This is a genomic window from Pseudomonas sp. M1, from assembly GCF_022760135.1.
GTDB classification, from domain to species: Bacteria; Pseudomonadota; Gammaproteobacteria; order Pseudomonadales; family Pseudomonadaceae; genus Pseudomonas; species Pseudomonas citronellolis.
This window is the reverse complement of record NZ_CP094343.1, coordinates 4,482,523-4,508,968: the sequence shown is the minus strand read 5'-3', so window position 1 is coordinate 4,508,968 and position 26,446 is coordinate 4,482,523. Positions and strand designations below refer to the sequence as shown.

Here is a 26,446-nt window from a genome sequence, read left to right as displayed (position 1 = left end):
GTGGCGGGCGCGTGGTTCAGGGCAGGGCGTAGGCCATCACGTAGTCGCCGCGGTCCGGCGACTGGCGGGCGCCGCCGGCGGTGACCACGATGTACTGCTTGCCGGTCTTCGGCGAGACGTAGGTCATCGGGCCGCCCTGGCTGCCCACGGGCAGGCGGGCCTTCCAGATTTCCTTGCCGTTGCCGCTGTCGTAGGCGCGCAGGTAGAAGTCCTGGGTGCCGGCGATGAACACCAGGCCGCCCTGGGTGGACAGGGTGCCGCCGAGGGTCGGCAGGCCGATGGGGATCGGCAGGTGCATGCGGATGCCCAGCGGGCCGGTGTCCTCGACCGTGCCCACCGGCACCTGCCAGGCGACCTTGCGGGTCTTCAGGTCGATGGCGCTGAGGGTGCCGAAGGGCGGCGCCTGGCAGGGGATGCCGGCCACCGAGAGGAAGCGGTTCTTGTTCACCGCGTAGGGCGTGCCCTTGAGCGGCACCGCGCCCATGCCGGTGTTCAGCGCCTCGCCGCCGGAAGCGGCCTGGCCCTTGTTGGCCGAGGGGACCATCTGCACCCACAGGCCCAGGCGCATATCGTTGACGAAGATGAAGCCGTGCACCGGGTCGGTGGAGATGCTGCCCCAGTTCATGCCGCCCAGGGAGCCGGGGAAGCTCAGCGAGAGGTCGGTGCCCGGCGCGGTGTAGAGGCCGTCGTAGCGCATCTTCTTGAAGTCGATGCGGCACAGCAGCTGGTCATAAGGCGTGGCGCCCCACATGTCCGACTCGGTGAGGGTCTGCGCGCCTATCTGCGGCATGCCCACCGACTTCGGCTGCGTCGGCGAGTAGGGCTCGTTGGGGATGTTGGCGGCTTTCACCGGCACTTCGTCGACCTGGGTCAGCGGCTTGCCGGTGGCGCGGTCGAGCACGTAGATCTGCCCGGCCTTGGTGCCGATCACCACGGCCGGCACGCTCTTGCCGTCGGCTACGGGGAAGTCCACCAGGCTCGGCTGCATGGGCAGGTCGAAGTCCCAGAGGTCGTTGTGCACGGTCTGGAACACCCACTTCTCGGCGCCGGTGGTGGCGTCCACGGCGAGGATCGAGGCGCCGTAGGTGTGGTCGAGCTTGGTGCGCTCCACGCCGTAGATGTCGGTGGAGGAGCTGCCCATGGGCAGGAACACGGTGTTCATCGCCGCGTCGTAGGACATCGGCGCCCAGCTGTTGGGGGTGCTGCGCACGTAGGTGCTGCCCGGCGCCGGGGCCTGCTTGTCCTGCGGGTTGCCCGGGTCGAAGGCCCAGCGCATCTGCCCGCTGATGACGTCGAAGCCGCGGATCACGCCGCCGGGCATGTCGGTCTGGACGTTGTCCGCCACACGGCCGCCGACCACCACTGTGGTACCGGCCATCAGCGGCGCGGAGCTGAGCTGGTAGTAGGAGTCGGGCACGTCGCCCAGGCCGGCCTTGAGGTCCACCTGGCCGTCGTTGCCGAAGCCCTGGCAGAAGGCGCCGGTGTCGGCGTCCACGGCAATCAGGCGGGCGTCGATGGTGTTGGTCAGCAGACGGCGCTGGCAATTGGCGCCGGCCGGCACGCTGACGACGGTGACCGGCGTGCTGTTGGGCTGGGTGGGTTGGACGACGGCCTTGGTCGCGTCGAAGTAGGCCAGGCCGCGGCAGCGCTGCCAGACCTTGGATTGCGCGTTGATCTGGTTCTTCCACAGCTGCTTGCCGGTGTCGGCGTCCAGCGCGATCAGGTCGTTGTGTGGGGTGCAGATGAACACCTTGTCGCCGACCTGCAGCGGGGTGAGCTGGTCCTCGGCGCCGTTGCCGTCGCTCTCGGCCACGTCACCGGTGTGGTAGGTCCAGGCCACCTTGAGCTTGTCGACGTTGCCGCGGTTGATCTGGTCCAGCGCGGCGAAGCGGCTGCCGCCCTCGGTGTTGCCGTAGTGGGCCCAGTCCTTCTGCGCGTGGGCCGGGTCCACCGGCGTCAGCCCCGGGCCGTCGCCTGTGGGGGCGACGCTGGGGTGGGCGACGAACATGTTGCCGGCGGCCACCGCCAGCAGCACGGCGAGCACCGCGGCCACGCCATAGGCGCCGCGCCCGGCGACGCCGCCGGAGGCGCGCACCAGCATGGGGTAGACCAGCGCCACCGCCAGACCGATGGCGCCGAACATGAACAGCCGCGAGAACAGCGGCCAGAAAGCCAGCCCCGTATCGGCCAGGGCCCAGAGGGCGGTGCCTGCCAGGAAGGCGGCGAACAGCCAGGCGCCGGCCGGCTTGCGCAGCGCCAGCAAGGCGCCGGACAGGGCCATGGCCAGGCCGCCGATGAGGAAGTACCAGGAACCGCCCAGGCTGGCCAGGCGGGCGCCGCCGGCGGCCAGGGCGAGGCCGAGGAGGGCGATGACCACCCCCAGGCCGACCAGAATGAAGGTGCTGGCGCCAGAGGCGCGCTGTGCTTGTCTCATGCCGGGAATCTCGCAGTGTGGGAGTGCGAATTATACCCTTAGCAAGCTAATTAACTAGATGGTTAATGGTGTTTTGTCCGATTTCCGACCGGGCGGTCGTGCTCAGCAGGCGATCACGTTCACCGCCAGGCCGCCCTTCGAGGTCTCCTTGTACTTGTCCATCATGTCGCGGCCGGTTTCGCGCAGGGTGTCGATGGCCTTGTCCAGCGACACCAGGTGCTGGCCGTCGCCGCGCAGGGCCAGCTGGGCGGCGTTGATGGCCTTGAGCGAGGCCATGGCGTTGCGCTCGATGCAGGGCACCTGGACGAGTCCTGCGACCGGGTCGCAGGTCAGCCCGAGGTTGTGTTCCAGGCCGATTTCGGCGGCGTTCTCCACCTGTTCCAGGCTGCCGCCCAGCACTTCGGCCAGGCCCGCCGCGGCCATGGCGCAGGCCGAGCCGACCTCGCCCTGGCAGCCCACCTCGGCGCCGGAGATGGAGGCGTTGAGCTTGCACAGGATGCCGACGGCGGCGGCGGTCAGCAGGTAGCGCTCGATGGCGTCCATGGGCGCGTCGGCCTGGTAGTGGGCGTAGTAGTGCAGCACCGCCGGGACTATACCGGCCGCGCCGTTGGTGGGGGCCGTCACCACGCGGCCGCCGGCGGCGTTTTCCTCGTTCACCGCCAGGGCCCAGAGGTCCACCCAGTCCATGGCGCCCAGGGTGCTGGCGATCAGGTTGCCGCTGCCGGCCTCGTTCAGGCGGCGGTAGAGCATGGGCGCGCGGCGGCGCACCCTGAGGCCGCCGGGCAGGGTGCCCTCGGTCTCCAGGCCGCGGCGCACGCAGGCCTGCATTTCCGCCCAGATGTGTGCAAGGCCTGCGTGGATCTGTTCTTCGCTGCGCAGGCTCAGCTCGTTGGCCCACATCAGGTCGCTGATGCGCCGGAAGCCGTGGGCATGGCACAGCCGCAGCAGTTCCTCGGCGCTGTGGAAGGGATAGGGCATGGGGTTGTCGGGCAGGGCGCGGTCGGTGTTGAAGTCGGCCTCGTCGACCACGAAGCCGCCGCCCACCGAGTAGCAGGTGCGCTCGGCCAGCACGTGGCCGGCGGCGTCCAGGGCGCGCAGGCGCATGCCGTTGGGGTGGGCCGGCAGGCTGCCGTCGTGGAACACCAGGTCGCGGCCGGGGCTGAAGTCGATGACGTGCTCGCCGTCCAGGGCCAGGCTGTGTTCGGCGAAGATGGCGTCCACCAGCGGCGCCAGGGCGGCGGGGTCGGCGTCCGTCGGGTCGATGCCGAGCAGGCCGATCAGGCAGGCGCGGTCGGTGGCGTGGCCCTTGCCGGTGGCGCTGAGCGAGCCGTAGAGGTTGACCTCGACGCGCGCCACGCGGGTCAGTTGGTCGGCCGTGCGCAGGCGCTCGACGAACTCGCGGGTGGCGCGCATCGGGCCGACGGTGTGCGAGCTGGACGGGCCGACGCCGGGCTTGAACATGTCGAAGACGCTGAGGGTCATGGTTGTGGTCCTCCTGTGTTCAAGCATGGACCTGTTTGGGGGGATGGTCGATTGGGGCTGGTTGGTGGTTTTGGTGTGTTGGGTTCAAGAGCGCCCTCTCCCCAACCCTCTCCCTGAAGGGAGAGGGGGCTGTTCGGAGCGGATGGAGAATCCGGAGTTATCCTTCCACCACGCCACTCCCGCGAACGCCGGAAGCCAGAGCCTTGCACAGGGTTTCAGGGAGCTTGGTGATTGCGCTTCACGCCGAACGGTCCCCTTTCCCGCTTGCGGGGGAGGGTTAGAGTGGGGGAGCGGAGTACGGGGCTGGCAGTGGAGTGTCGGCGAAGTCCATTGCCCTCACCCCAGCCCTCTCCCGGAGGGAGAGGGGGCTGTCCGGAGCGGATGGAGAATCCGGAGTTATCCTTCCACCACGCCACTCCCGCGAACGCCGGAAGCCAGAGCCTTGCACAGGGTTCAGGGAGCTGGGTGATTGCGCTTCACGCCGAACGGTCCCCTCTCCTGCTTGCGGGGGAGGGTTAGGGTGGGGGAGCGGAGTACGGGGCTGGCAGTGGAGTGTCGGTGACGTCTGTTGCCCTCTCCCCAGCCCTCTCCCTGAAGGGAGAGGGGGCCGTTCGGCGTGGGTGGATAACGCAGCGTCAGCCGGCAGGTAGTAGGGCGCATAACCGTTCGCGGTTATCCGCCGCCGGCCTATGCACTGAAGCCCGGCGACGCCCCTTACCCCTGCGCCTGCAGAAACAACGAAAACAACTCCGACTGCGACTTGATCCCCAGCTTGCTGTACATGTGCTTGCGGTGCACCTTCACCGTCTCCGCCGAAATCGCCAGCTTGCGCGCTATCTCCTTGCTGGAGCAGCCGCTGAGCATCAGCCGGCCCACTTCCAGCTCGCGGGCCGTCAGCGGGGTTTCCAGGCGTTCCACGGTTTCTTCCAGGCGGCTCTGCCAGCGGGGCGCCGGTGGGGTGGCCTGTTCCAGCAGTTCGCGTTCGAAGGCCATGCGCTGGCGCATCAGGCCGGCCACCCAGGGGCGCAGCAGGTCGAGCAGGGCGGCCTGTTCGGCGCTGAAGCGGCCCTTGCTGCCCAAGGACAGGCACAGGGTGCGCTCGGCGTCGAGCTGCACGTTGAATTGCACTTCGTCGGCCACCACGTTGAGGCGGAAGTAGCGCTGGTAGTAGTCGGTCTGCTCGAAGCATTCCGGGGCCACGTCGGCCAGGCGCAGCAGGCCGCTGCCCGGGGCCTCGCGGCTGGCGATGTAGAAGGGGTCGAGCAGGTACAGGCCCTTGAGGTAGTCCTGGAACAGCGGGTCGGGGCCGCCGTCCTCGCCCGGGCATTCGGCGAACACTTGCGGGCGGCCGTTGCTGAAGAGCAGCGCCACCCAGCTGTCGAATGGCACATACTCGTTTAGCAGGCGCACCAGGGCGAGCCAGAAGTTGGGCTTGTCCAGCGTCTCGATCAGTTGCCCGACCGAGCGGTGCCAGGCGATGTCCTGCAGCGTAAGGTTCATGCCTCTACCCCTGTTGGGTTACCACGTGGGCGTAATTACCCGGGCGCGATGGCGAACTGCATACTCGGTGAATGCCTTGCACCGGCCCGGCGCGCATTCTGACCCTTTTGCGCCGGGCGGTCATGTTTCCCGCCAGGATGGCCGATCCACCCCGCGCGGCGAACGAGCCCGCACAAGAACGACAGGAGCTGCAATGAAGGTCGAACTCGTCCAACTGGCCGGCCGCGACGGCGACACCGCCTACAACCTCGGGCGTACCCTGGCGGCGATCCGCGCCTGCGCCGCGGATACCGACCTGGTGGTGTTCCCCGAGACACAGCTGATGGGCTTCCCCACCGAGGACAACGTCGCCCGCCTGGCCGAGCCGCTGGACGGCCCCAGCGTGCGCGCCGTGCAGCAGGCCGCACGGGAGCGCGACGTGGCCGTGGTGGTGGGCATCGCCGAGGCCGGCGACGACGGCCGCTTCTACAACACCACGCTGCTGGTCACCCCCGAGGGCATCGCCCTGAAGTACCGCAAGACCCACCTGTGGGCCTCCGACCGCGGCATCTTCACCCCTGGCGACCGCTACGCCACCGCGCTGTTCAAGGGCGTGCGGGTGGGCATCCTGATCTGCTTCGACATCGAGTTCCCGGAAAGCGCCCGCGCCCTCGGCCAACTGGGCGCCGAGCTGATCCTGGTGACCAACGGCAACATGGACCCCTACGGCCCCACCCACCGCACCGCGATCACCGGCCGGGCCATGGAGAACCAGGCCTACGCGGTGATGGTGAACCGCGTCGGCGAAGGCGACGGCGGCCTGGTGTTCGCCGGCGGCAGCGCGGTGGTCGACCCCTTCGGCCAACTGCTCTGCGAGGCCGGCCGCGAGGAATGCCGGATGCGCGTGGAACTGGACCTGGCGCGCCTGCAGCAGGCGCGCCGCGACTACAGCTACATCGCCGAGCGCCGCTTCGTGCTGCCAGGCGAGACGCGCGAGCACGCCGACGGCCTGCGCGAGCTGCTGATTCCGGGCTGAGCCCCGGAAGGCGCAGGGCCGCGCCAACGATCCAGCCAAGAAGTACCGGCGGGAGCGTCCCTCCCGCCAGGCGGCTCCCGGGTGAGGGGCGCCGCCTTTGCACGCGTCGATTTCGACTCTGCCATAACAAACACAACTCGGAGTAAGCACTCAATGGCTCGACTCAAGCGCACCCTCTCACTGGGTTCGGTGGTGCTGTTCGGCATCGCCTACATGACCCCCATCATCGTCCTCGGCACCTTCGGCATCCTCGCCGACACCACCGGCGGCGTGGTGCCCGCGGCCTACCTCGTGGCCTCGGTGGCGATGCTCTTCACCGCCCTCAGCTACGGGCGCATGGCCGCCGCCTTCCCGGTGGCCGGCTCGGCCTACACCTACGTGCGCAAGTCCATCAGCCCCAAGCTGGGCTTCCTCGCTGGCTGGGGCGTGCTGCTGGACTACCTGTTCCTGCCCATGGCCATCTGGCTGATCGGCGCGGCCTACCTGCACTCGGCCTTCCCGGCGGTGCCCCAGGCGCTGTGGGTGCTGGCCTTCATCGGGGTGACCACCGGCATCAACGTCATCGGCCTGCGCCTGGCGAAGAACGTCAACAGCGTGCTGATGCTGGTGCAGTTCCTGGTGCTGGCGGCCTTCGTGCTGCTGGCGGTGCACTACGTGCTGGGTGACGCCAGCAAGCCGCTGTGGTCGCTGGAACCCTTCTTCAAGGAGGGCGTGCAACTGCCGCTGATCATGAGCGGCGCGGCCATCGCCTGCTATTCGTTCCTGGGCTTCGACGCGGTCAGCACCCTGACCGAGGAAACCCACAAGCCGCGCAAGAACATCCCGCGCGCCATCCTGCTGATCACCCTGATCGGCGGCTTCATCTTCATCGCCGCCAGCTACTTCGTGCAGCTCGCACACCCGTCCACCGAGTTCCAGAACGCCGACTCGGCGGCCTACGAGATCGCCCGCAACATCGGCGGCGACCTGTTCGTCAGCCTCTTCCTCATCGGCCTGATCGTCGGCCAGTTCACCTCCGGCCTGTCGGCCCAGGCCAGCGCCTCGCGCCTGCTGTTCGCCATGGGCCGCGACGGCGTGCTGCCCAAGGCCTTCTTCGGCACCCTGAGCGAACGCTTCGGCACCCCGGTGGGCAGCATCGTGCTGTGCGGCGTGGTGGCCCTGCTGGCGCTGGAGATGGACGTGACCACCTCCACCTCGTTCATCAACTTCGGCGCCTTCCTGGCCTTCAGCCTGGTCAACCTGTCGGTGATCTTCCACTACTGGATCGCCCGCGGCGAACGCGGCCTGCGCGGCGCGGTGCTGTTCCTGGCCTTCCCGCTGATCGGCCTGGTCGCCGACCTCTGGCTGATGGCCAGCCTCGACCACCTGGCCATCTACCTGGGCCTGGCCTGGCTCGCCGCCGGGGTGCTGTACCTGGCCGTGCTCACCGGCGGCTTCCGTCAGCAGCCGCCGGAGATGCACTTCGAGGAGGCCTGATTCAGGCCGGGTGCGGGCCGGCGGGCAACGGCCGGCCGCGCTCGGGTGCATCGGGCTCCGCCGCGGCGCCCGCGGCCAGTTCGCGGGCATCGGCGCGTTCGGCGCTGGACAGCTCGCCGGCCCGGAAGCCGGTGATGCGCAGCAGCGCCAGGGTGCAGGTCAGCGAGACCAGGGCGTAGAGCCCCGAGGCGATGGCCACGCCGACGATGCTGCCGGTGCTGTTGAGTATCCACTGCGCCAGCACCGGCGTGCCGCCGCCCACCAGCAGCGAGCACAGCTGGTAGGCCAGCGACAGCCCGGTGTAGCGCACCCGCGCCGGGAAGGCGCGGGCGAGGATGCCGCCCACCGCGCCGTAGAACATCGCGTGCGGCACCGTGGCCAGGCACATGCCCACGGCGGCTATCCAGTAGACGTTGGTCTCCACGGCGAAGAACATCGCCGGCATCAGGATGAACTCCGGCAGCACCATCAGGCAGGCCGCCTTGCGCATGTCGATGCGCGAGGCCAGCAGCGCGCCGAACGGCTGGCTGAAGAACTGCACCACCAGGGCGATGACGATGATGCTGAGGAAGGTGCCCTGGCTGTAGCCGAGGGTCTTGGTGGCCCAGGACAGGGCGAAGGTGCTCTTGAAGTAGGTGACGTGGATGATCGGCAGCACCCCGGCGCCGAGCAGCACGATCAGCCAGTGCTCGCGCAGCACTTCCACCAGCGGCAGCTTCACGGTCTTCTTCTGTTGCAGCAGGCGCTTCATGTCCTCGGACTCTTCCAGCTTCAGGCGGATGACCATGCCGACGATCACCAGCGCCGCGGAGATCAGGAACGGGATGCGCCAGCCCCAGAGCATGAAGTCCGGCATGGGCAGGGCGCTGAGGGCGAAGAACACCAGGGTCGCCAGCAGGTTGCCGGTGGGCGAGCCCTGCTGGGCGAAGGCCGCGTAGAGGATGCCCTTGCCCTTGGGCGCGCTTTCGCTGGCGATGAGGATGGCGCCGCCCCATTCGCCGCCCACGGCGACGCCCTGGATCACCCGCAATGCCACCAGGGCGACGGGCGCCCACAGGCCGATCTGCGCGTAGACCGGCAGCAGGCCGATGCAGGTGGTGGCGATGCCCATCATGATCAGGGTGATCACCAGGGTGTTCTTGCGCCCGATCCGGTCGCCCAGGTGGCCGAAGATGATGCCGCCCAGCGGGCGGGCGACGAAGCCGGACCAGAGGGTGACGAAGGACAGCAGCGTGGCCAGGCCCGGGTCCATGTCCGGCGGGAAGAACACCTTGCCGAACACCAGGGCGGCGGCCAGGCCGTAGATGTAGAAGTCGTACCACTCGATGGTGGTGCCGATGAAGGAGGCGATGCCGGCCTTGCGGGCCTTGCGGTGCAGCGCTGCGTCTGCGGAGGAGGGCGTGCTGGGCATGGGCGGGTCCTGCTTATTGTTGTTGTTGTTCTGGTCGCCGACGCGCAGGCCTCGCGCGCGCCCTCCGGGGGAGGGCGCGGGGTGGCGACTGGCGTGCGTCGGTGTTGCCCCGGGTTGGTTCGGAGTCTATGCGGCGCCCCTGCGGATCAATAGTTTTTTAATCTTATGGTGCGATAAGCGATTGCGTATCGACGCCCTCGTCCAGGCAGGCCTTGAGCGTGGCCAGGAAGGCCTGGGCCGCATGGGGCGCGTCCTGCGCGGCGAGGATGGCGTGGATTTCCGAGCGCGCGCCGCTCTGCTCGATCTCCAGGTAGCGCACCTGGTTCTTCCAGGCCAGGCACAGTGTCTGCGGCAGCAGGGCCACGCCCATGCCCAGGCCGACCATGGCCGCGATGGTCTGCCACAGCCGCGCCTCGTGGCGGATGTGCGGGCTGAAGCCGGCGTCCACGCAGCGGGCGATGATCAGGTCGTGGTAGTGCGGCGACAGGCTGCGCGGGAAGAGGATGAAGCCCTCGTCGCGCAGCTCGGCGAGGTCGATGCGCGCCCGTCCGGCCAGGCGGTGGCCGGCCGGTACGCAGCAGAGGAAGGGGTCGGCGACCAGGCATTCGGAGGCGATCCCGGCCGGCAGCCTGGCCCAGTGCACGAAGCCGATGTCGATCTGCCCGCGTTGCAGCGCCAGGGCCTGTTCCGAGGTGTTCATCTCCATCAGCAGCACCTCCATGTTCGGCTGCTCCGCCTCGAAGCGCGCCATGGCCCGCGGCAGGCCGCGGTAGAGCATGGAGTTGACGAAGCCCACGCGCAGCTGGCCCACCGCGCCCTCGGCGGAGAGCAGCGTCAGGCGCTTCACCTTCTCGGCCTGCAGCAACAGGCTGCGCGCCTCGTCGAGCAGCACCTGGCCGGCGTTGGTCAGCTTCACCGACTTGTTGTTGCGCACCAGCAGCTGGATGCCCAGTTGCTCCTCCAGCTTCTTGATGTCGAAGCTCAGCGCCGGCTGGGAGATGAACAGGCGCGCGGCGGCGCGGCCGAAATGCAGCTCCTCGGCGACGGCGATGAAGTAGCGCAGTTGCTTGAGGTCCATGGCAGGGCACCCGGGTTTCTACGATTTGTTTTTCTTATCGTGGATGATTTTTATTGTATTGGATACTTATCGTCACGCACTCCTAGTCTCGGCGCCAGAACAAGACCCGGAGACGCGCCATGACCGCCATGCCCGAAACAGCCCCCGAAGACGCCCTGAACATCCCCGACAGCCGCGGCATCAACCTGTATGCCTGCGACCCCTCGCTGCAGCGCCTGCTGGAGGTGTACCTGCCGCCGGAGGTGCTGGCGCAGTGGCGCGACACCCTCGAACGCCTCGGCGCCCGCGCCGGCGACGAACTGGACGTGCTGGCCCTGTCGGCCGACAGGAACCCGCCGCAGCTGGCGCCGCGCACCCGCCGCGGCGAGGACCTGCAGAGCATCCGCAAGCACCCGGACTACGTCGCCCTGGAGCGCGTGGCCTATTCGGAACTGGGCCTGGCCTCCATGAGCCACCGCCCGGACGGCGCTCCGCCGCTGGTGAAGTACGCGCTGACCTACCTGTTCGTGCAGGCCGAGTTCGGCCTGTGCTGCCCGGTCAGCATGACCGACTCGCTGACCCGCACCCTGCGCAAGTTCGGCGCGCCGGAGCTGGTGGAGCGCTACCTGCCGTCGCTGGCCTCGCGGGACTTCGACAGGCTGTTCCAGGGCGCCATGTTCATGACCGAGCAGGCCGCCGGCTCCGACGTCGCCCGCACCCGCACCCTGGCGCGGCAAGAGGACGGGGAGTGGAAGCTGTACGGCGACAAGTGGTTCTGCTCCAACCCCGACGCCGACCTGGCCATGGTCCTGGCCCGCCCCGAAGGCGCACCCGAGGGCATGAAGGGCGTGACCCTGTTCCTGCTGCCCAAGCACCGCCCGGACGGCTCGCGCAACGCCTACCGCATCCTGCGCCTGAAGGACAAGCTGGGCAGCCGCTCCATGGCCAGCGGCGAAATCTGCCTGGAGGGCGCCAGCGCCTACCTGATCGGCGAGGTCGGCCGCGGCTTCCAGCAGATGGCCGACATGGTCAACATGTCGCGCCTGTCCAACGGCGTGCGCGCCGCCGGCCTGATGCGCCGGGCGCTGAGCGAGGCGCTGTTCATCGCCCGCCATCGCCGCGCCTTCGGCAAGCACCTGATCGACATGCCGCTGATGCAGAAGCAACTGCTGAAGCTGATGCTGCCGGCCGAGCAGGCGCGCTCCATGTTCATGCAGATCGCCACCCTGCTGCCGCGCGCCGACGGCGGCGACGCCGCGGCGCAGAAGTGCGTGCGCATCCTCACCCCGCTGATCAAGTTCCGCGCCTGCCGCGATGCCCGGCGCGTCACCGGCGACGCCATGGAAGTGCGCGGCGGGGTGGGCTACATCGAGGAATGGAGCGACGCGCGCCTGGTCCGCGACGCCCACCTGGGCTCCATCTGGGAAGGCACCAGCAACATAGTCGCGCTGGACATCGCCCGCGCCGTCACCCGCGAACAGGCCCTGGAGCCGCTGCACCAGTACCTGTGCGGCCTGCTGGCCGAGAGCGGCCTGCCGGAGGCCAGCCGCGCCCGCTTCGAGGCGCTGCTGGAGCGCAGCGTGGCACTCATGGCCGACGTGGCCGAGGCGCGCCAGGACGAGCAGGTGCGCCAGGCTGGCAGCGCGCTCTACCACATCGCCAGCGCCATCTTCATGGCCTGGGAAGCCGGCCGCCAGGCCAGCGACCGCCGGCGCCTGGCCCTGGCCCACCTGGTGCTGCAGCACAAGCTGCTGCCGCGCGACCCGCTGGGCCTGCAGGCCGGGGCGCCGCTGCTGGCCCGGCTGCTCGACGAAAGCGAGATGAGCCTGGACGAAGCCATGCAACTGCTGCCGGCCTGATTTCCCGCAACCGACAAGAATCGACAAGAGAGAGTTGCCATGAACCCCGAGACCGGTGCCCTGCGTGGCCTGAAAGTCATCGACCTGAGCCGCGTGCTGGGCGGCCCCTACTGCTCCCAGGCCCTGGCCGACCACGGCGCGGAAGTGATCAAGCTGGAACCCCTGGGCGGCGACGAGACGCGCGGCTGGGGCCCGCCCTTCGAGGACGGCACGGCTTCCATTTCCGCGGCGTCAACCGCAACAAGAAGGGCATCGCCGTCGACCTGTCCAGGCCCGAGGGCATCGAGTTGCTGCTGCAACTGCTGGAAGGCGCCGACGTGCTGATCGAGAACTTCAAGCCCGGCACCCTGGCGCGCTGGGGCATCGGCTACGCCGAGGTGCTCAGCCCGCGCTTCCCGCGGCTGGTCCACTGCGCGGTGTCCGGCTTCGGCGCCGACGGCCCGCTGGGCGGGCTGCCGGGCTACGACGCGGCGATCCAGGCCATGGCCGGGCTGATGAGCGTGAACGGCGAGGCCGAGGGCGGGCCGCTGCGCATCGGCCTGCCGATCGTCGACATGGTCACCGGGCTGAACGCCGTGGCCGGCATCCTGCTGGCGCTGCACGAGCGCGAACGCAGCGGGCGCGGGCAGTCGGTGGACATCGCCCTGTACGACTGCGGCATCTCGCTGCTGCACCCGCACCTGCCGAACCACTTCGTCTCCGGCCGCACGCCGCAACGCACCGGCAACGCCCACCCGAACATCGCCCCCTACGACAGCTACCGCACCGGCGGCGAGCCGATCTTCCTCGCCGTGGGCAACGACCGCCAGTTCGCCAGGCTGTGCGACTACCTGGGCGCCGGCGAATTGCTGGAGGACCCGCGCTTCGCCGACAACGGCCAGCGCTCGGTCAACCGCGAAGCGCTCAAGCAGGCGCTGGAGGGCCACCTGGCGGCCCACGACGGCCGCGAGCTGGCCGAACGGCTGATCCGCCTGGGCGTGCCCTGCGGCGCCATCGCCACGGTGGACCGCGTGGTGGAGCACCCGCACACCGCGCATCGCGGCCTGGTGGTGCGACTGGGCGACTACCGCGGCATCGCCTCGCCGGTGAAGCTCTCGCGCACCCCGGCCAGCTACCGCAGCGCGCCGCCGGCCCTGGGCGGGAATACCCGCGAGGTGCTCGCGGAGCTGGGCCTGGCGCCCGAGACCATCGAGGCCCTGTACCGGCGCGGCATCGTCCGCGGCTGAGTCTTTCCGGCGGTTTTGCCCACGTGGGGGACCTGCGCCAGGTGATGGCGCCGTTCCGCTGCGAGCGGTCTATGCTTTGGGGCCGACCCGTCATCGGCAGAGGCAAGCACCATGAGCGACCGTCGCATCACCTTCTACCACTCCCCGCAAACCCGTTCCTCCGGCACCCTGGCGCTGCTGGAGGAACTGGGCGCCGACTACGACCTGCACCTGCTCAACATGCAGGCCGGCGAGCAGCGCCAGCCGGCCTACCTGGCGATCAACCCGATGGGCAAGGTCCCGGCCATCCGCCATGGCGAGGCGCTGGTGACCGAGCAGGGCGCCGTTTACATCTACCTCGCGGACCTGTACCCGGAAGCCGGACTGGCGCCGGCCATCGGCGACCCGCTGCGCGGGCCCTACCTGCGCTGGCTGGTGTTCTACGGCTCCAGCTTCGAGCCGGCGGTGACCGACCGTTCCCTGGGCCGCGAGCCGGCGCCCCAGGCGCGCAGCCCCTATGGCGATTTCGAGACGGTGATGAAGGTCATCGACGAGCAGTTGCAGAAGGGGCCCTACCTGCTCGGCGAACGCTTCACCGCGGCGGACGTGCTCTGGGGCTCGGCGCTGGCCTGGACCACGCACTTCGGCATAGTGCCGAAGACCCCGGCCATCGAGCGCTACATCGCGAAAGTCACCGCGCGGCCCTCCTTCGCCAAGATCGCCGAACGGGACGCGCAATGGCACGCGGAACACGCCAAGGCGGCGGGAAAGGTGTAGGAGCGGGCCCTGCCCGCGATTCGGCGGATAACGCCGTAGGCGTTATCCGCCCTACGGATTTCCGACGGGGTTGCGGCAGGGGTTGGGGCTCTGCAAAGAGCGCCCTCTCCCCAGCCCTCTCCCGCAAGCGGGAGAGGGGGCTGTTCGGAGTGGCCGGAGAATCCTGAGTCATCCTGAAACGCCTAACCCCCACCCCGTCATTCCCGCGAACGCGGGAGCCCAGGGTTCGCGAGCAAGCTCGCTCCTACGAAAAGCAAAAGCGCGTTTGCTCTTGGGACTTCCAGAGAAACATCCGCGCACTCCGAAACGCCCCTTCAGAAGGCCGAGCGAAACCGGCGCTCAGGAGGTCATGCGACATGGATGTCGCGAGAGCCCCGATGGGCTACAGGGACGTACCCTCGGGGCGGGCCTCCGTGGCGGGGGAATTCGCGAGGGTAGCCCGGCTCCATCGGGCCCGTATGTCGGGGCAAGCCTTTTTGGTTCCTTTTGTGGCGATTGACAAAAGGGACTCGCCCGAGGGGGCGAAACAAAAAATCTCCGCAGACTCGGAGCGGCGCGCTACACCCAAACAAGAAGGCAGCTGGGTTATTCCCCTTTGGGCCAGCGCAAGCGCTGCCCGCGATTTCACCCCTTCGCCGCGCTGACCCCCTCCAGGGTGGCGAAGGAGGTGTCCTTGGCCGTCAGCAGGAAGTCGCGCATGAAGGGCGCATCCAGCATGTCCGCGCGGATGGCCGCGTAGAGGGTGCAGTACAGGCCTTTTTCGCCCAGGCGCTTGGCCGTCACGTAGCCGCGCGAGCTGTATTCGTGCAGCGCCCAGTTGGGCAGGCTGCACACGCCGCGGCCGGAGGCCACCAGCTGCATCATCATCACCGTCAGCTCCGAGGTGCGCACCTGGGCCGGCTCGACGTCGGCCGGTTCCAGGAAGCGGGTGAAGATGTCCAGGCGGTCGCGCTCGATGGGGTAGGTGATCAGCGTCTGGCTGGCCAGGTCTTCCGGCACTATGTAGGGCTTGCCGGCCAGCGCGTGCTGGTTGTCCACCGCCAGCAGCGCCTCGTAGGTGAACAGCGGCACGTAGGTGATGCCGGCGATGTCCACCGGGTCGGAGGTCACCACCAGGTCGAGGTCGCCGCGGGCCAGGGCCGGCAGCGGGGCGAAGGAGAAGCCCGAGGCCAGGTCCAGCTCCACTTCCGGCCAGGCGTCGCGGAACTGGTCGATGGTCGGCATCAGCCACTGGAAGCAGCTGTGGCATTCGATGGCCATGTGCAGGCGCCCGGCGGTGCCGCCGGCCAGGCGCGCCAGGTCGCGCTCGGCGGTGCGCAGCTGCGGCAGGATGGCGTCGGCCAGCTGCAGCAGGCGCAGGCCGGCGCTGGTGAAACGCACCGGCTTGGTCTTGCGGATGAACAGCGACAGGCCCAGGCGGTCCTCCAGTTCCTTGAACTGGTGGGACAGGGCGGATTGGGTCAGGTGCAGGCGTTCGGCGGCTTCCACCAGACTGTCGGCCTCACGCAGGGCGTGGAGGGTTTTCAGGTGACGAATCTCGAGCATGGTGCCGCTTCCAACATGAGTAAAACTTGATTACATCCGAAACTGGATTGAGTTTGTCTCATGCGCGGCCGGCTGTCGACCCGCCCGTGCCGCCGCCGATCTACCAGCTCAGATAGAACATGCCCTTGGCCAGCAGCACTATGCCCAGGACGTGGGCGAAGACGCTGTAGTGGATGATCCGCGAGCGCCGTCCGGTCATCCCGCCGCTGTGCATCAGGTACATGGCGCAGAAGAAGTGGCAGAGCACGCTGGCGGCCAGCAGCAGCTTCAGGCTGAGCAGGGTGGCGAAGGGCGAGTCCAGCGGATGGGCCAGCAGCGGCAGGTAGCGCAGCTTCAGCATGCCCAGGCCGCTGCCGAAGAGCGTCAGGATCACCCAGGGCATCACCCGCCGCAGGCGCTGGCCGAGGGCGCGCTCCACGGCGCGCAGGGCGTCTGCCGGCACATGGCGGCGCACCCGTTCGAGAATCAGCACCTCGAAGAACACGGTGCCGACGAAGGCGATGGCGGCCAGCAGATGCAGGACCAGCAGGATCGGATAGCTCATGGGCGCCCCTTGGCGAACGACTGCTTCCCTGGAACCATGCCGGGCCGGCCGCGCCCGTGCCATGACGCCGGTCAGGCTGGCGGCGACCGCTCGGCGCCTTTCATCAAAGTGTCACGGTTGTGTGGCAGAGCGATGCACGGAAATTCATCAGAATCGGCTTTCACTGGGGTTCTGCATTCCGGATTTTCACATGCGTGCGTTTCTCTTGGCGCTGGCACTGTCGTGCCTGGCGCCCTTCACTGCCTTTGCCGGCGATCGTTGCGACCCACGGGTGCCCACCGACACCCTGGACCTGGGCGACGTGCGCCTGGCCTACCAGAGCATAGGCTCGCCGAAGGACCCGACGCTGCTGCTGATCATGGGCCTGGGCGGCCAGCTCATCCACTGGCCCGACGAAGTGGTGCAGACCCTCTGCCAGCAGGGCTTCCGCGTCATCCGCTACGACAACCGCGACGTCGGCCTGAGCGCCTGGCGCGTACCCACGCCCGATGCCAACCTCACCTACGAGGTGATCCGCTACCGCCTGGGCCTGCCGGTCAGCGCGCCCTACAGCCTCACCGACATGGCCTGGGACGCCCTGCGCCTGCTGGACGGGCTGCACGTCGAGCAGGCCCACGTGCTGGGCGCGAGCATGGGCGGGATGATCGCCCAGCACGTCGCCGACCTGGCGCCGCAGCGGGTGCTCAGCCTGACCCTGGTGATGACCAGTTCCGGCGCCGAGGGCCTGCCGGCGCCCAGCGACAGCCTGCTGAAACTGCTGGCCCGGCGCGAGGCCGGCAGCCGCGAACAGGCCATCGAGCAGCAGGCCGACCTGCTCGCTGCCCTGGGCAGCCCGGAGGTGAAAGACGACCGCGAGCAACTGCTGCGCCAGGCGGCGCAATCCTACGACCGCGCCTTCAACCCCGAGGGGGTGCAGAGGCAGATGCTGGCGATCCTCGCCGAGCCCAGCCGGGTCGACCTGCTCAATCGTTTGAATGTGCCTACCCTGGTCATCCATGGCACCGCCGATCCGTTGTTGCCGGTGATGCATGGGGTGCATGTGGCGGCGCATATCCGCGGGGCGGAGCTGAAGCTGATTCCGGGGATGGCCCACCGTTTCCAGGAGGCGTTCAAGGCACCGTTGCTGGCGGCGGTGTTGCCTTACCTGCGAGCGCACCAGACGGCGGGGCATGTGGCGCAGTTGTAGGGGGCTTTCGTAGGAGCGAGCTTGCTCGCGAACGGCGTTTGCCGGTGGCGTAGGTGCTGGGTTCAAGAGCGCCCTCTCCCCAGCCCTCTCCCTGAAGGGAGAGGGGGCTTGTCCGTGCCGAGAGAAGGAATGGTTTCAGCCGGAAACCCCAGGTGTTGCCGGCTGACTCAGGAATACCAAAGCGCTCCGAACAGTCCCCTCTCCCTTCAGGGAGAGGGTTAGGGAGAGGGAGCAGAGTTGGCCCCAGAAACAGTGGCCAAAGGGATACGCCCATTCGCGAGCAAGCTCGCCCCCACAGACCGCCCCACGAACCTCCTCAAACCGCCTTCGGCAAAGGCGCGAACAGCGCATCGATATCGGCATCGTCCAACTGCCAATCCGTTCCCGCGCCTTCGAGGATGCCGGCTGCCAGCGCGGCCTTCTCCCGCTGCAGCAGCTGGATCTTCTCTTCCACCGTGCCGCGGGCGATCAGTTTGTAGACGAACACCGGCTTGTCCTGGCCGATGCGGTAGGCGCGGTCGCTGGCCTGGTTCTCGGCGGCCGGGTTCCACCAGGGGTCGTAGTGGATCACCGTGTCCGCCGCGGTCAGGTTCAGGCCCACGCCGCCGGCCTTCAGGCTGATCAGGAACAGCGGCACGCGGCCCTGCTGGAAGTCTTCCACCGGCTGGCGGCGGTCGCGGCTGTCGCCGGTCAGCAGGGCGTAGTCGATGCCGCGTTGCTGCAGGGCTTCGCCGACCAGCGCGAGCATCGAGGTGAACTGCGAGAACAGCAGCACGCGGCGGCCTTCGGCGAGCAGTTCCTCGAGCATGTCCAGCAGGTATTCCAGCTTGCCCGAGGTCACCGCCTTGGCGCGGCCGCTTGGCGGCGGGGCGTCCTTCTGCACCAGGCGGATGTCGCAGCACACCTGGCGCAGCTTGAGCAGCGCCTCGAGGATGATGATGCGGCTGCGCGCCAGGCCGCGGCGGGCGATTTCGTCGCGGACCTTGCGGTCCAGGGCCAGGCGCACCGTCTCGTAGAGGTCGCGCTGGGCCTCGCTGAGCTCGATGTGCTGGATGAACTCGCTCTTGGGCGGCAGCTCCGAGGCCACCTGCTCCTTGGTGCGGCGCAGCAGGAAGGGGCGGATGCGCGCGGCCAGGTGGGCCAGGCGCGCCTGGTCGCCGTGGCGCTCGATGGGCGTGCGGTAGTGCTGGGCGAACTGCTTGGCGTCGCCCAGCCAGCCGGGCAGCAGGAAGTGGAACAGCGACCAGAGCTCGCCCAGGTGGTTTTCCAGCGGCGTGCCGGTTAGGCACAGGCGGTGCCGCGCGTTCAGCTGGCGCGCGGCCTGGGCCGCCTTGGTGCCGGCGTTCTTGATGTTCTGCGCCTCGTCGAGGATCAGCAGGTGGTAGGCGTGCTTGCCGAGCTTTTCCGCATCCCGCGGGAGCAGGGCGTAGGTGGTGAGGATGAGGTCGTGCTCCTCGATCTTCGCGAAGTCGCGCCGCCGGCCGGCGCCGTGCAGGGCCAGCACGCGCAGGCCGGGGGTGAAGCGCTCGGCCTCGTCCAGCCAGTTGGGGATCAGGCTGGTGGGCATCACCACCAGGGCCGGCGCGTTGAGGCGCCCGGCCTGTTTTTCCAGCAGCACGTGGGCCAGGGATTGCAGCGTCTTGCCCAGGCCCATGTCGTCGGCGAGGATGCCGCTGGCGCCCACCGCGCGCAGCGTCTGCATCCAGCTCAGGCCCTCGTGCTGGTAGGCGCGCAGCTCGGCGCGCAGGCCCTCGGGCAGCGGCGCCGGCTGGGCGCGGTAGTCGCGCAGGCGCAGGGCGATCTCGCGCAACTCATCGCCGCCCTGCCAGCGCAGCGGTAGTTCTTCCAGCTCGGAGAGCCGCGCGGCGTCCGGCGCGCCCATGCGCAGGCGGCGCACCGGCGCCTGGTCGCCCAGGTAGAACTCCGACAGGGTGCCCAGCAGCGGCTTGAGCTTGCCGAAGGGCAGGGCCACCCGCAGCGGCCGCTCCGAGGCGGTCTGCCAGCTGTGCACCGGGTTGCGCCCGGCGTCCAGACGCAGCACCAGTTGCTCGTCGTCGGGGTGGCGGGCCAGGGCCTGCGGGTCGAGCAGCGCCGGCATGCGTCGGATCAGCTCGATCAGCGCCGGCAGCAGGCTGATGCGGCGGCCGTCGACCTCGATGCCCAGTTCCAGGTCGAACCACTGGCGGTCGTCGGTCTCCTCGATCTCGGCGTACCAGTTCTCGATGGGCGTCAGGTCGAAGACGAACTCCGGGCGCACGTCCACGTCCCAGCCGAGCTCACGCAGCTGCGGCAGGCCCTCGCGCATGAACTGCTGCCAGGTGGCGTCGTCGGGCAGCTCGAACATCTCCCCCGCGCTTTCCTCCAGGGCATCGCTGCGCCGCATCGCCGGCTTGAAGCCGAACTGGCGCAGTTGCTGGCGCAGCTGCTGCTCGCGCTCGGGCTGGCGGCTTAGGCGGACGATGCGGTCGTCGCGGAACACCCGCAGCTCGCTGCCGGTGCGCGGGTTGATCGGCCCCGAGACGGGCATGCCGGCGTACAGGAAGGCCAGCGCGGCGCGGTGCCGGGCGATGTTCTGCATGCGCCCGCTGCGCAGGTCGAAGCCGCTGTGCACGTGGCTGCCCAGGGTCAGGCGCGGGCGCGGCGCCAGGTCGGCGGGCGCCGCGGGCGGCTCGGCGGGTGGGGTCATCGGAGGTTCCTTCCGGCAAGCCCGGGGAAATACACAAACGCCCGATGATACCCCTATTTCCCGCGACGCGCTGCCACGGGCGGCTCAGCGGGCGAAGCGCCGCGCTCCTGCCACGCAGGCCACCACCACGAGGGTCGAGACGGCCATCAGCGGGCTGACCTGCTCGTGCAGCAGCAGGCCGGCCAGGGCCAGGCCGAAGAAGGGTTGCAGCAGCTGCAGCTGGCCCACCGCGGCGATGCCGCCGCGGGCCAGGCCGTGGTACCAGAAGAAGAAGCCGATGAGCATGCTGAACAGCGACACGTAGCCCAGGCTCAACCAGGCCGGCAGGCTGGCCGCGGCGAGGTCGGCCGGCCAGGTCCACAAGGTCAGCGGCAGCATCAGCGGCAACGACAGCACCAGCACCCAGCAGATCACCTGCCAGCTGCCCAGGTGCCGCGACAGCCGCGCGCCCTCGGCGTAGCCCAGGCCGCAGGCGAGGATGGCCGCCAGCATCAGCACATCGCCCAGCAGGCTGCCGGCGCCGCCCTGGCTCAGCGCGTAGCCGGCCACCGCCGCGCTGCCGAGCAGCGAGAAGGCCCAGAACGCCGGGCGTGGCCGCTCGCCGGCGCGCAGCACGGCGAAGCTGGCGGTGGCCAGCGGCAGCAGGCCGACGAAGACGATGGCATGGGCCGAGCTGACGTGGCGCAGGGCCAGGGCGGTGAGCAGCGGGAAGCCGACCACCACGCCCAGGGCCACCACCAGCAGCGCCGGGATGTCCTGGCGCGCCGGGCGGCGCTGGCGCAGCACGAAGAGGATGGCCGCGGCCAGCAGCCCGGCGATGCTGGCCCGGGCCAGGGTGAGGAAGGTCGGTTCGAAGCTGCCCACCGCCACCCGCGTGGCCGGCAGCGAGCCGCTGAAGATGAGCACGCCGAGGAAACCGCTGAACCAACCGCCTAAAGAAGCATTCATCGAGCATTCGCCAAGAGCAGAGGGGAGTCTCGATGGTGGCGCCGGGAAGGGCGGGCGGCCAGTGACAGATCAGTACAATTCGAACAAACTGTCCTGGATTTTCATCGGTACAGTCGAGGTGGCCATGGCCGTGACACGGGTGGACGGGGTGATGCGCCAGGTGCGCGAACGCCTGGCGGCGCGCAGCCTGGTGCCGGGCGAGCGGCTGCCGTCGATCCGCGCGCTGGCGCAGAGCCTGGAGGTGTCCAAGAGCACCGTGGTGGAGGCCTACGAGCGCCTTGCCGCCGAGGGGCTGATCGCCGCCCGGCGCGGTTCCGGCTTCTACGTCTGCGGCCGGCTGCCGCCGCTGTCGCTGGCCGAGATCGGCCCGGCGCTGGACCGCAGCATCGACCCGCTATGGATTTCCCGACAGGCGCTGGAAGCCGCAGAGGACTCGCTCAAGCCCGGCTGCGGCTGGCTGCCGCCGTCCTGGCTGCCGGAGGACGAGCTGCGCCGTGCCCTGCGCCAACTGGCCCGCGAGCCGCAGTCGAGCCTGCTGGAATACGGCCGCCCCTACGGCCACGCCGGCCTGCGCGAGCAGCTGGCGCGGCGCCTGGGCGACTACGGCCTGCAGGTCGGCGCGCAGCAGATCGTGCTCACCGACGGCGGCACCCACGCCATCGACCTGGTCTGCCGCTTCCTGCTGGAGCCCGGCGACGAGGTGCTGGTGGACGACCCCGGCTACTTCAACTTCCAGGCCCTGCTGCGCGCCCACCGCGCGGTGGCCATCGGCGTGCCCTACACGCCGCAGGGGCCGGACATCGAGGCCCTGGCCGGCATCCTGCAGCGCCACCGGCCGCGCCTGTACATCACCAACTCGGCCTTCCACAACCCCACCGGCGCGCAGCTCTCGCCGCTGGTGGCGCACCGCCTGCTGAAGCTGGCCGAGGCCCATGACCTGCTGATAGTCGAGGACGACATCTTCGCCGACTTCGAGCACGAGCAGGCGCCGCGGCTGTCCGCCTTCGACGGCCTGCAGCGGGTGATCCAGGTCGGCAGCTTCTCCAAGACGCTGTCCGCCTCGGTGCGCTGCGGCTACATCGCGGCGCGACCGCAGTGGTGCGAGCAACTGGTGGACCTGAAACTGGCCACGTCCTTCGGCAACAGCCCGTTCAACGCCGAGCTGCTCCACGAACTGCTGCGCAAGGGCGGCTACCGCCGGCATATAGAAAGCCTGCGCGTGCGCCTGGCCGACGCCATGGGCGAAACCCTGGCGCGCCTGCGTGGCCTGGGCCTGCAGCCCTGGCTGGAGCCGCGCGGCGGGGTGTTCGTCTGGGCGCGCCTGCCCGGCGCTCTGGATGCCGCTGCGGTGTCCCGCGCGGCGCTGGAGCAGGGCATGGTGCTGGCGCCGGGCAACGTCTTCAGCCTGGGCCAGAACGCGCCGGACTTCCTGCGCTTCAACGTCGCCCAGTGCCAGTCGCCGCGGGTCTTCCAACTGCTCGAACGGGCCATGGAAAAGGCCCGGCGGGGGCGCTGAAAACTTTTCTGATTTTTTCTGCAGGTTTTCCACGGTCGTTCGGCCTCTGTGCAATCCCGCTTGTGCTGCGCCCAGGACAACTTCCTGCCGGCCTCGGGCGCGCTCAGCCACAGCGCCTACGCCCGGCCTGGAATGCCCTGATGGTGGGGAAGAGGCGCGGGATTATTCACATCCGTTCTTGCGTATCTCTTTCAAATGCGAACGCATTTCATATAAATTTCCGCTTTTGCCCACCCCTGTTCGGGGTGAACTTCTGTCAGCAGGTGAGCACAGCCATGCACCCGTCCGGATTCCCGCCGTTCCAGCCCGAGGTACGCCCATGAGCAGCAAGGGCCGCTTCGGCGCGCAACTCAGCGCGCGCATCCTGGCCGCATTGTTCGGCGGCTATGCCCTGGCCTACACCAGCACCGCCTTCCTCAGCGTCTACCTGCCGCTGGCCCGCGCCGACCGCGTGGCCTTCGCCAGCCTGGGCTGCTTCATGGTCTGGGTGGTGGCCATCCTCTACGTGTTCGCCGCCCGCAGCACCTGGCGCGCCTGCCTGGTGCCGCTGGCGCTGAGCGCGCTGCTGGCGCTGGCCGCGTTCCTGCCCCACGACTTCGGAGTGCGCCCATGAGCCTGCGCCAGTCGATGTCCGGACTGCATACCTGGAGCGGCCTGCTGGTCAGCTGGCTGCTGTTCGTGGTGATCTTTTCCGGCAGCCTGTCGTGCTTCGAGCCGGAGCTGACGCGCTGGATGCTGCCGCAACTGCACGAGGCGCAGCAGCCGGCGGTGGGCGTGGACCAGGTCCACGCCGCCCTGGTCGAGCGCGCGCCCAAGGCCCATGCCTACTGGATGCTGCCGCCGACCGAGCGCGGGCCCTACTGGACCGCCGGCTGGGTGCCCAGCGACCTCAGCGCCTTCCGCTCCTTCCTGATCGACGCCCAGACCGGCGAGGAACTGCCGAAGACCGTCGGCGGCGGCTTCTTCTTCGAGCTGCACTATGCCCTGCACGCCGGCACCCCGGGCATCTACATCGTCGGTATCGCCGGGATGTTCATGCTGGTGGCGCTGGTCAGCGGGGTGATCGTCCACCGGCGCATCTTCAAGGACTTCTTCACCCTGCGGCCGAAGGCGGCGCGCCAGCGCAGCTGGCTCGACGCGCACAACGTGCTGGGGGTGATCGGCCTGCCGTTCCACGTGCTGCTGGCCTACACCGGGCTGGTGATCTTCATCACCCTGTACATGCAGGCCGGCATCAAGGTCGCCTACAAGGGCGACTTCGAGCGCTTCGAACACGAGGTGCAGCACGCCTTCGACCGCGAGGAGCTGGGCCGCCCGGCCAAGCCGCCGAAGCCGATCTCGCGCATGGTCGAGCGCGCCCGCGAGCAGTGGGGCGACGACAGCCGGGTGGGCTGGATCAACCTCGAACACCCCAACGACGCCTCGTCCATGGTGCAGATCCGCCGGGCCGTGGACCGCGGCATGGTCAACGACCAGCGCACCGTTTCCTTCGACGCCGCCACCGGCGCGCTACTGCACGTGCAGCCGCCCTATGGCAACGGCTACAAGACCTACGCCTGGCTGACCGGGCTGCACATGGCGCAGTTCGGCGGCACCCTGGTGCGCATCCTCTACCTGCTGCTGGGCCTGGTCGGCTGCGGGATGATCTTCGGCGGCCTGCAGGTCTGGGTGGCCAAGCGCGAGGCCCGCGGCAGCGCCGGCCTGGGCCTGGTGCGCACGCTCAACGCCGCGGTCTGCGGCGGCCTGCCGCTGGCCAGCCTGGGATTGCTGGCGGCCTCGCGCCTGCTGCCGGCGGAACTGGCGCAGCGCGATCGCTGGGAAATCACCAGCTTCGTGGTGGTCTGGCTGCTGGCGCTGCTGCACGCGGCGTGGCGCCAGGGCAGCGGCCGCACCGCCCGCGAGCAGGCGCTGGTCGCCGCCGTGCTGGCCCTGGGCCTACCGCTGCTGGGGCTGTTCGGCCCCGAGCCGGGCCGCCTGACCAGCAGCCTGGCCCGTGGCGACTGGCTGCTCGCCGGCATCGACCTGGCGCTGCTGCTCACCGGCGCGCTGTGCGCAGCCCTGGCCTGGCGCCTGGGCCGCCCGCCGGCGCCCGAAGCCAAGGCGCGCCGCCGTGAACGCGTGGAAGGGGAGTACGCCTGATGCTGCTGGTCTTCGGTCTCAACCTGCTGGCGATGACCGCCGCCTGCCTGGGCCTCGCCCGCCACCACCGCGAACTGTTCGGCCGCGCGCCCAGCGAGGCCCGCGTGCGCCTGCTGCGCGGCGTGGCGCTGGTGGACGGCGGGCTAGCGCTGGCCTACTGCATCCACCTGCTGGGCATCGAGCTGGGCCTGGTCTACTGGGCCTGTCTGCTGATGCTCGCCACCACCACCCTGGTGGCCCTGCTGGCCTGGCTGCCGCGCCTGGCGCTGCCGGCGGCGGCGGGGGTGCCGCTGGTGGGTGGGGTGTTGGCAGTTTTGGGGTGATTGCTGGGGGATGGGCTTTTCGTAGGAGCGAGCTTGCTCGCGAATGGGGCCTCCCGGTTACTTGGATGCCTGGGCTTGGCTCCGCTCCCTCTCCCTAACCCTCTCCCTGAAGGGAGAGGGGACCGTTGGGCAGGGTTTGATGTTATGGCGTTAGCCGGCAGCATCGAAAGCTACCGGCTGAAACCTAGCCTTCTCTCGGCACGGACAGCCCCCTCTCCCTTCAGGGAGAGGGCTGGGGAGAGGGGACGGAGTTCATCCAAACACCAATAACGCCAGGATAAGCCCCATTCGCGAGCAAGAACTAGGCGTCCCCCTCGCTCCTACGAAAAGCCCCGTCGTTCAGCCGTTGAACGCCGCGCGGTATTCCCCCGGCGTAGCCCCCAGCGCCGCGCGGAAGCGGTTGGCGAAGTGGCTGGCGCTGGAGAAGCCGCAGGCCAGGGCTATCTCGCTCAGCGCCAGGCTGCCCTGGCGCAGCAGTTCGCAGGCGCGGGCCAGGCGCCTGGCCAGCACGTACTGGTGCGGCGGCATGCCGAAGCTTTCGCGGAACATGCGCGCGAAGTGGTATTCCGAAAGCGCTGCCAGCACCGCCAGCTCGCCCAGGCTGAGCGGTTCGGCGAGGTTCTGCTCGATGTAGTCGCACAGCCGCCGGCGCAGGGCAGGGGCCAGGCCGCCCTTCAGGCGCAGGCCGTCGCGGCGGCCGACCTGGGTCAGCAGGGCATGGTCGACGATGGCCTGGGCCAGGCTGCTGGTGTGCAGGCGTTCGCCCGGCTCGTTCCAGTCCAGTTGCACCAGTTGGCGGAAGCGCGCGGCCTGCTGCGGGTCGTCGAGGAAGGTGTGTTCGCGCAGCCGCAGCTCGCGCGGTTCGCGGTCGAGCAGTTGCACGCAGCCCAGGGCGAAGCGTTCCGGGCTGAAGTACAGGTGCGCCAGGCGGATGTCGCCGTTGACGATCCACGAGGCTTCCTCGCCGGCCGGCATGATGCACAGCTTGTCCGGCGCGCCCTTGGCGCCGGGGGCGCCGCGGCGGAAGGTGCCGGTGCCGCCGGCCAGGTAGCAGGACAGCGTGTGGTGGTCGGGGCTGAGGTAGTCGCGGGCGTCGTGGCGGTTGCTCCACATGGCCGCGGACAGGCCGTCGCCCAGTTCGGCGCAACGCTCCAGGCGGGCGTTGGGCGAACTGTTCATGGACTGGAAGACCTGCAGCTGTTCGATGGCGGACATGGGGCGACTCCTTCAGGCCTCCACTCTACCCGCGCCCGCGCGCGTTGCCAGCCCGGTTGTCGCAATAAGCGCAAGAATCTGCAAGCGGCGCCCGGGCGCGCGGGCGGACACTGGCCTCCCATGACCGG

At 69.3% G+C, this 26,446-nt stretch carries 19 protein-coding genes and 1 pseudogene; 10 read left to right on the top strand and 10 right to left on the bottom strand.

Translation table 11 applies throughout. The annotated features are described in order from the left end of the window. Positions 1 to 16: 16 nt before the first annotated feature. From PM1_RS19685 to PM1_RS19675, 3 genes are all read right to left on the bottom strand, one after another. Positions 17 to 2,434, bottom strand: coding sequence for a glucose/quinate/shikimate family membrane-bound PQQ-dependent dehydrogenase (locus PM1_RS19685; RefSeq protein ID WP_009619035.1), 2,418 nt, complete (start codon positions 2,432 to 2,434; stop codon positions 17 to 19). Positions 2,435 to 2,536: 102 nt separating this feature from the next. Continuing rightward, the gene (locus PM1_RS19680) at positions 2,537 to 3,916 is read right to left on the bottom strand and encodes an L-serine ammonia-lyase (protein WP_009619037.1); all 1,380 of its coding nucleotides are present in this window, start codon (positions 3,914 to 3,916) and stop codon (positions 2,537 to 2,539) included. Between the two features lie 714 nt (positions 3,917 to 4,630). Then, positions 4,631 to 5,416: a helix-turn-helix transcriptional regulator gene (locus PM1_RS19675; protein WP_009619040.1), complete on the bottom strand. Its 786-nt coding sequence runs from the start codon at positions 5,414 to 5,416 to the stop codon at positions 4,631 to 4,633. Positions 5,417 to 5,609: 193 nt separating this feature from the next. Between PM1_RS19675 and PM1_RS19670 the strand changes: the two genes are divergently transcribed. Both PM1_RS19670 and PM1_RS19665 read left to right on the top strand, forming a co-directional pair. Next, positions 5,610 to 6,431 (top strand): carbon-nitrogen hydrolase family protein, encoded by an 822-nt coding sequence (locus PM1_RS19670; protein WP_009619041.1) that lies wholly within the window; start codon positions 5,610 to 5,612, stop codon positions 6,429 to 6,431. Between the two features lie 153 nt (positions 6,432 to 6,584). Beyond that, on the top strand, positions 6,585 to 7,907 hold the full coding sequence (locus tag PM1_RS19665) for an APC family permease (RefSeq protein ID WP_009619043.1): 1,323 nt from the start codon (positions 6,585 to 6,587) through the stop codon (positions 7,905 to 7,907). A gap of 1 nt (position 7,908) precedes the next feature. Here the strand turns inward: PM1_RS19665 and PM1_RS19660 are convergent, their stop codons facing one another. Next, entirely contained in the window at positions 7,909 to 9,318 is a 1,410-nt protein-coding gene (locus PM1_RS19660; protein ID WP_009619045.1) for an MFS transporter, read from the bottom strand. A gap of 163 nt (positions 9,319 to 9,481) precedes the next feature. Then, positions 9,482 to 10,396, bottom strand: coding sequence for a LysR substrate-binding domain-containing protein (locus PM1_RS19655; protein WP_009619055.1), 915 nt, complete (start codon positions 10,394 to 10,396; stop codon positions 9,482 to 9,484). A 119-nt stretch (positions 10,397 to 10,515) separates the two neighbouring features. Here PM1_RS19655 and PM1_RS19650 point away from each other — a divergent pair, with 119 nt between their 5' ends. The 3 genes and pseudogenes from PM1_RS19650 to PM1_RS19640 all read left to right on the top strand — a co-directional run bounded on the left by PM1_RS19650 (position 10,516) and on the right by PM1_RS19640 (position 14,216). Next, positions 10,516 to 12,234: an acyl-CoA dehydrogenase family protein gene (locus tag PM1_RS19650; protein WP_009619056.1), complete on the top strand. Its 1,719-nt coding sequence runs from the start codon at positions 10,516 to 10,518 to the stop codon at positions 12,232 to 12,234. A gap of 39 nt (positions 12,235 to 12,273) precedes the next feature. Further along, positions 12,274 to 13,460: pseudogene (locus PM1_RS19645) on the top strand (CaiB/BaiF CoA transferase family protein). A 111-nt stretch (positions 13,461 to 13,571) separates the two neighbouring features. Then, positions 13,572 to 14,216 carry a glutathione S-transferase family protein gene (locus PM1_RS19640; RefSeq protein ID WP_009619059.1) on the top strand — a complete coding sequence of 215 codons (645 nt, stop codon included), beginning with the start codon at positions 13,572 to 13,574 and terminating at the stop codon, positions 14,214 to 14,216. 624 nt (positions 14,217 to 14,840) lie between these two features. Here the strand turns inward: PM1_RS19640 and metR are convergent. Together metR and PM1_RS19630 are read right to left on the bottom strand one after the other, a co-directional pair. Further along, the gene (gene metR / locus PM1_RS19635; protein WP_009619060.1) at positions 14,841 to 15,761 is read right to left on the bottom strand and encodes a transcriptional regulator MetR; all 921 of its coding nucleotides are present in this window, start codon (positions 15,759 to 15,761) and stop codon (positions 14,841 to 14,843) included. A 100-nt stretch (positions 15,762 to 15,861) separates the two neighbouring features. Further along, complete coding sequence (locus PM1_RS19630) at positions 15,862 to 16,305, bottom strand: CopD family copper resistance protein (RefSeq protein WP_009619061.1); 444 nt, start codon at positions 16,303 to 16,305, stop codon at positions 15,862 to 15,864. 190 nt (positions 16,306 to 16,495) lie between these two features. On the opposite strand from PM1_RS19630, the gene PM1_RS19625 reads away from it, so the two are divergent. After that, on the top strand, positions 16,496 to 17,491 hold the full coding sequence (locus tag PM1_RS19625) for an alpha/beta fold hydrolase (protein WP_009619062.1): 996 nt from the start codon (positions 16,496 to 16,498) through the stop codon (positions 17,489 to 17,491). A 316-nt stretch (positions 17,492 to 17,807) separates the two neighbouring features. Here PM1_RS19625 and PM1_RS19620 read toward each other — a convergent pair whose 3' ends face one another. Continuing rightward, the gene (locus PM1_RS19620; RefSeq protein WP_152604500.1) at positions 17,808 to 19,835 is read right to left on the bottom strand and encodes a DEAD/DEAH box helicase; all 2,028 of its coding nucleotides are present in this window, start codon (positions 19,833 to 19,835) and stop codon (positions 17,808 to 17,810) included. A gap of 426 nt (positions 19,836 to 20,261) precedes the next feature. Then, positions 20,262 to 21,125 carry a DMT family transporter gene (locus PM1_RS19615; protein WP_009619064.1) on the bottom strand — a complete coding sequence of 288 codons (864 nt, stop codon included), beginning with the start codon at positions 21,123 to 21,125 and terminating at the stop codon, positions 20,262 to 20,264. 124 nt (positions 21,126 to 21,249) lie between these two features. Between PM1_RS19615 and PM1_RS19610 the strand changes: the two genes are divergently transcribed. The 4 genes from PM1_RS19610 (at position 21,250) to PM1_RS19595 (ending at position 25,103) form a co-directional block, all read left to right on the top strand. Continuing rightward, positions 21,250 to 22,641: an aminotransferase-like domain-containing protein gene (locus PM1_RS19610; protein WP_009619066.1), complete on the top strand. Its 1,392-nt coding sequence runs from the start codon at positions 21,250 to 21,252 to the stop codon at positions 22,639 to 22,641. 319 nt (positions 22,642 to 22,960) lie between these two features. Beyond that, complete coding sequence (locus PM1_RS19605; protein WP_009619068.1) at positions 22,961 to 23,254, top strand: DUF3649 domain-containing protein; 294 nt, start codon at positions 22,961 to 22,963, stop codon at positions 23,252 to 23,254. Continuing rightward, on the top strand, positions 23,251 to 24,780 hold the full coding sequence (locus PM1_RS19600) for a PepSY-associated TM helix domain-containing protein (protein WP_009619070.1): 1,530 nt from the start codon (positions 23,251 to 23,253) through the stop codon (positions 24,778 to 24,780). Before PM1_RS19605 ends, PM1_RS19600 begins: the two co-directional genes overlap by 4 nt. Further along, positions 24,780 to 25,103, top strand: coding sequence for a DUF3325 domain-containing protein (locus PM1_RS19595; RefSeq protein ID WP_009619072.1), 324 nt, complete (start codon positions 24,780 to 24,782; stop codon positions 25,101 to 25,103). Before PM1_RS19600 ends, PM1_RS19595 begins: the two co-directional genes overlap by 1 nt. Before the next feature lie 339 nt (positions 25,104 to 25,442). On the opposite strand, the gene PM1_RS19590 is transcribed toward PM1_RS19595, so the two are convergent. After that, positions 25,443 to 26,318, bottom strand: coding sequence for a helix-turn-helix domain-containing protein (locus PM1_RS19590; protein ID WP_009619073.1), 876 nt, complete (start codon positions 26,316 to 26,318; stop codon positions 25,443 to 25,445). Between the last annotated feature and the right edge of the window lie 128 nt (positions 26,319 to 26,446).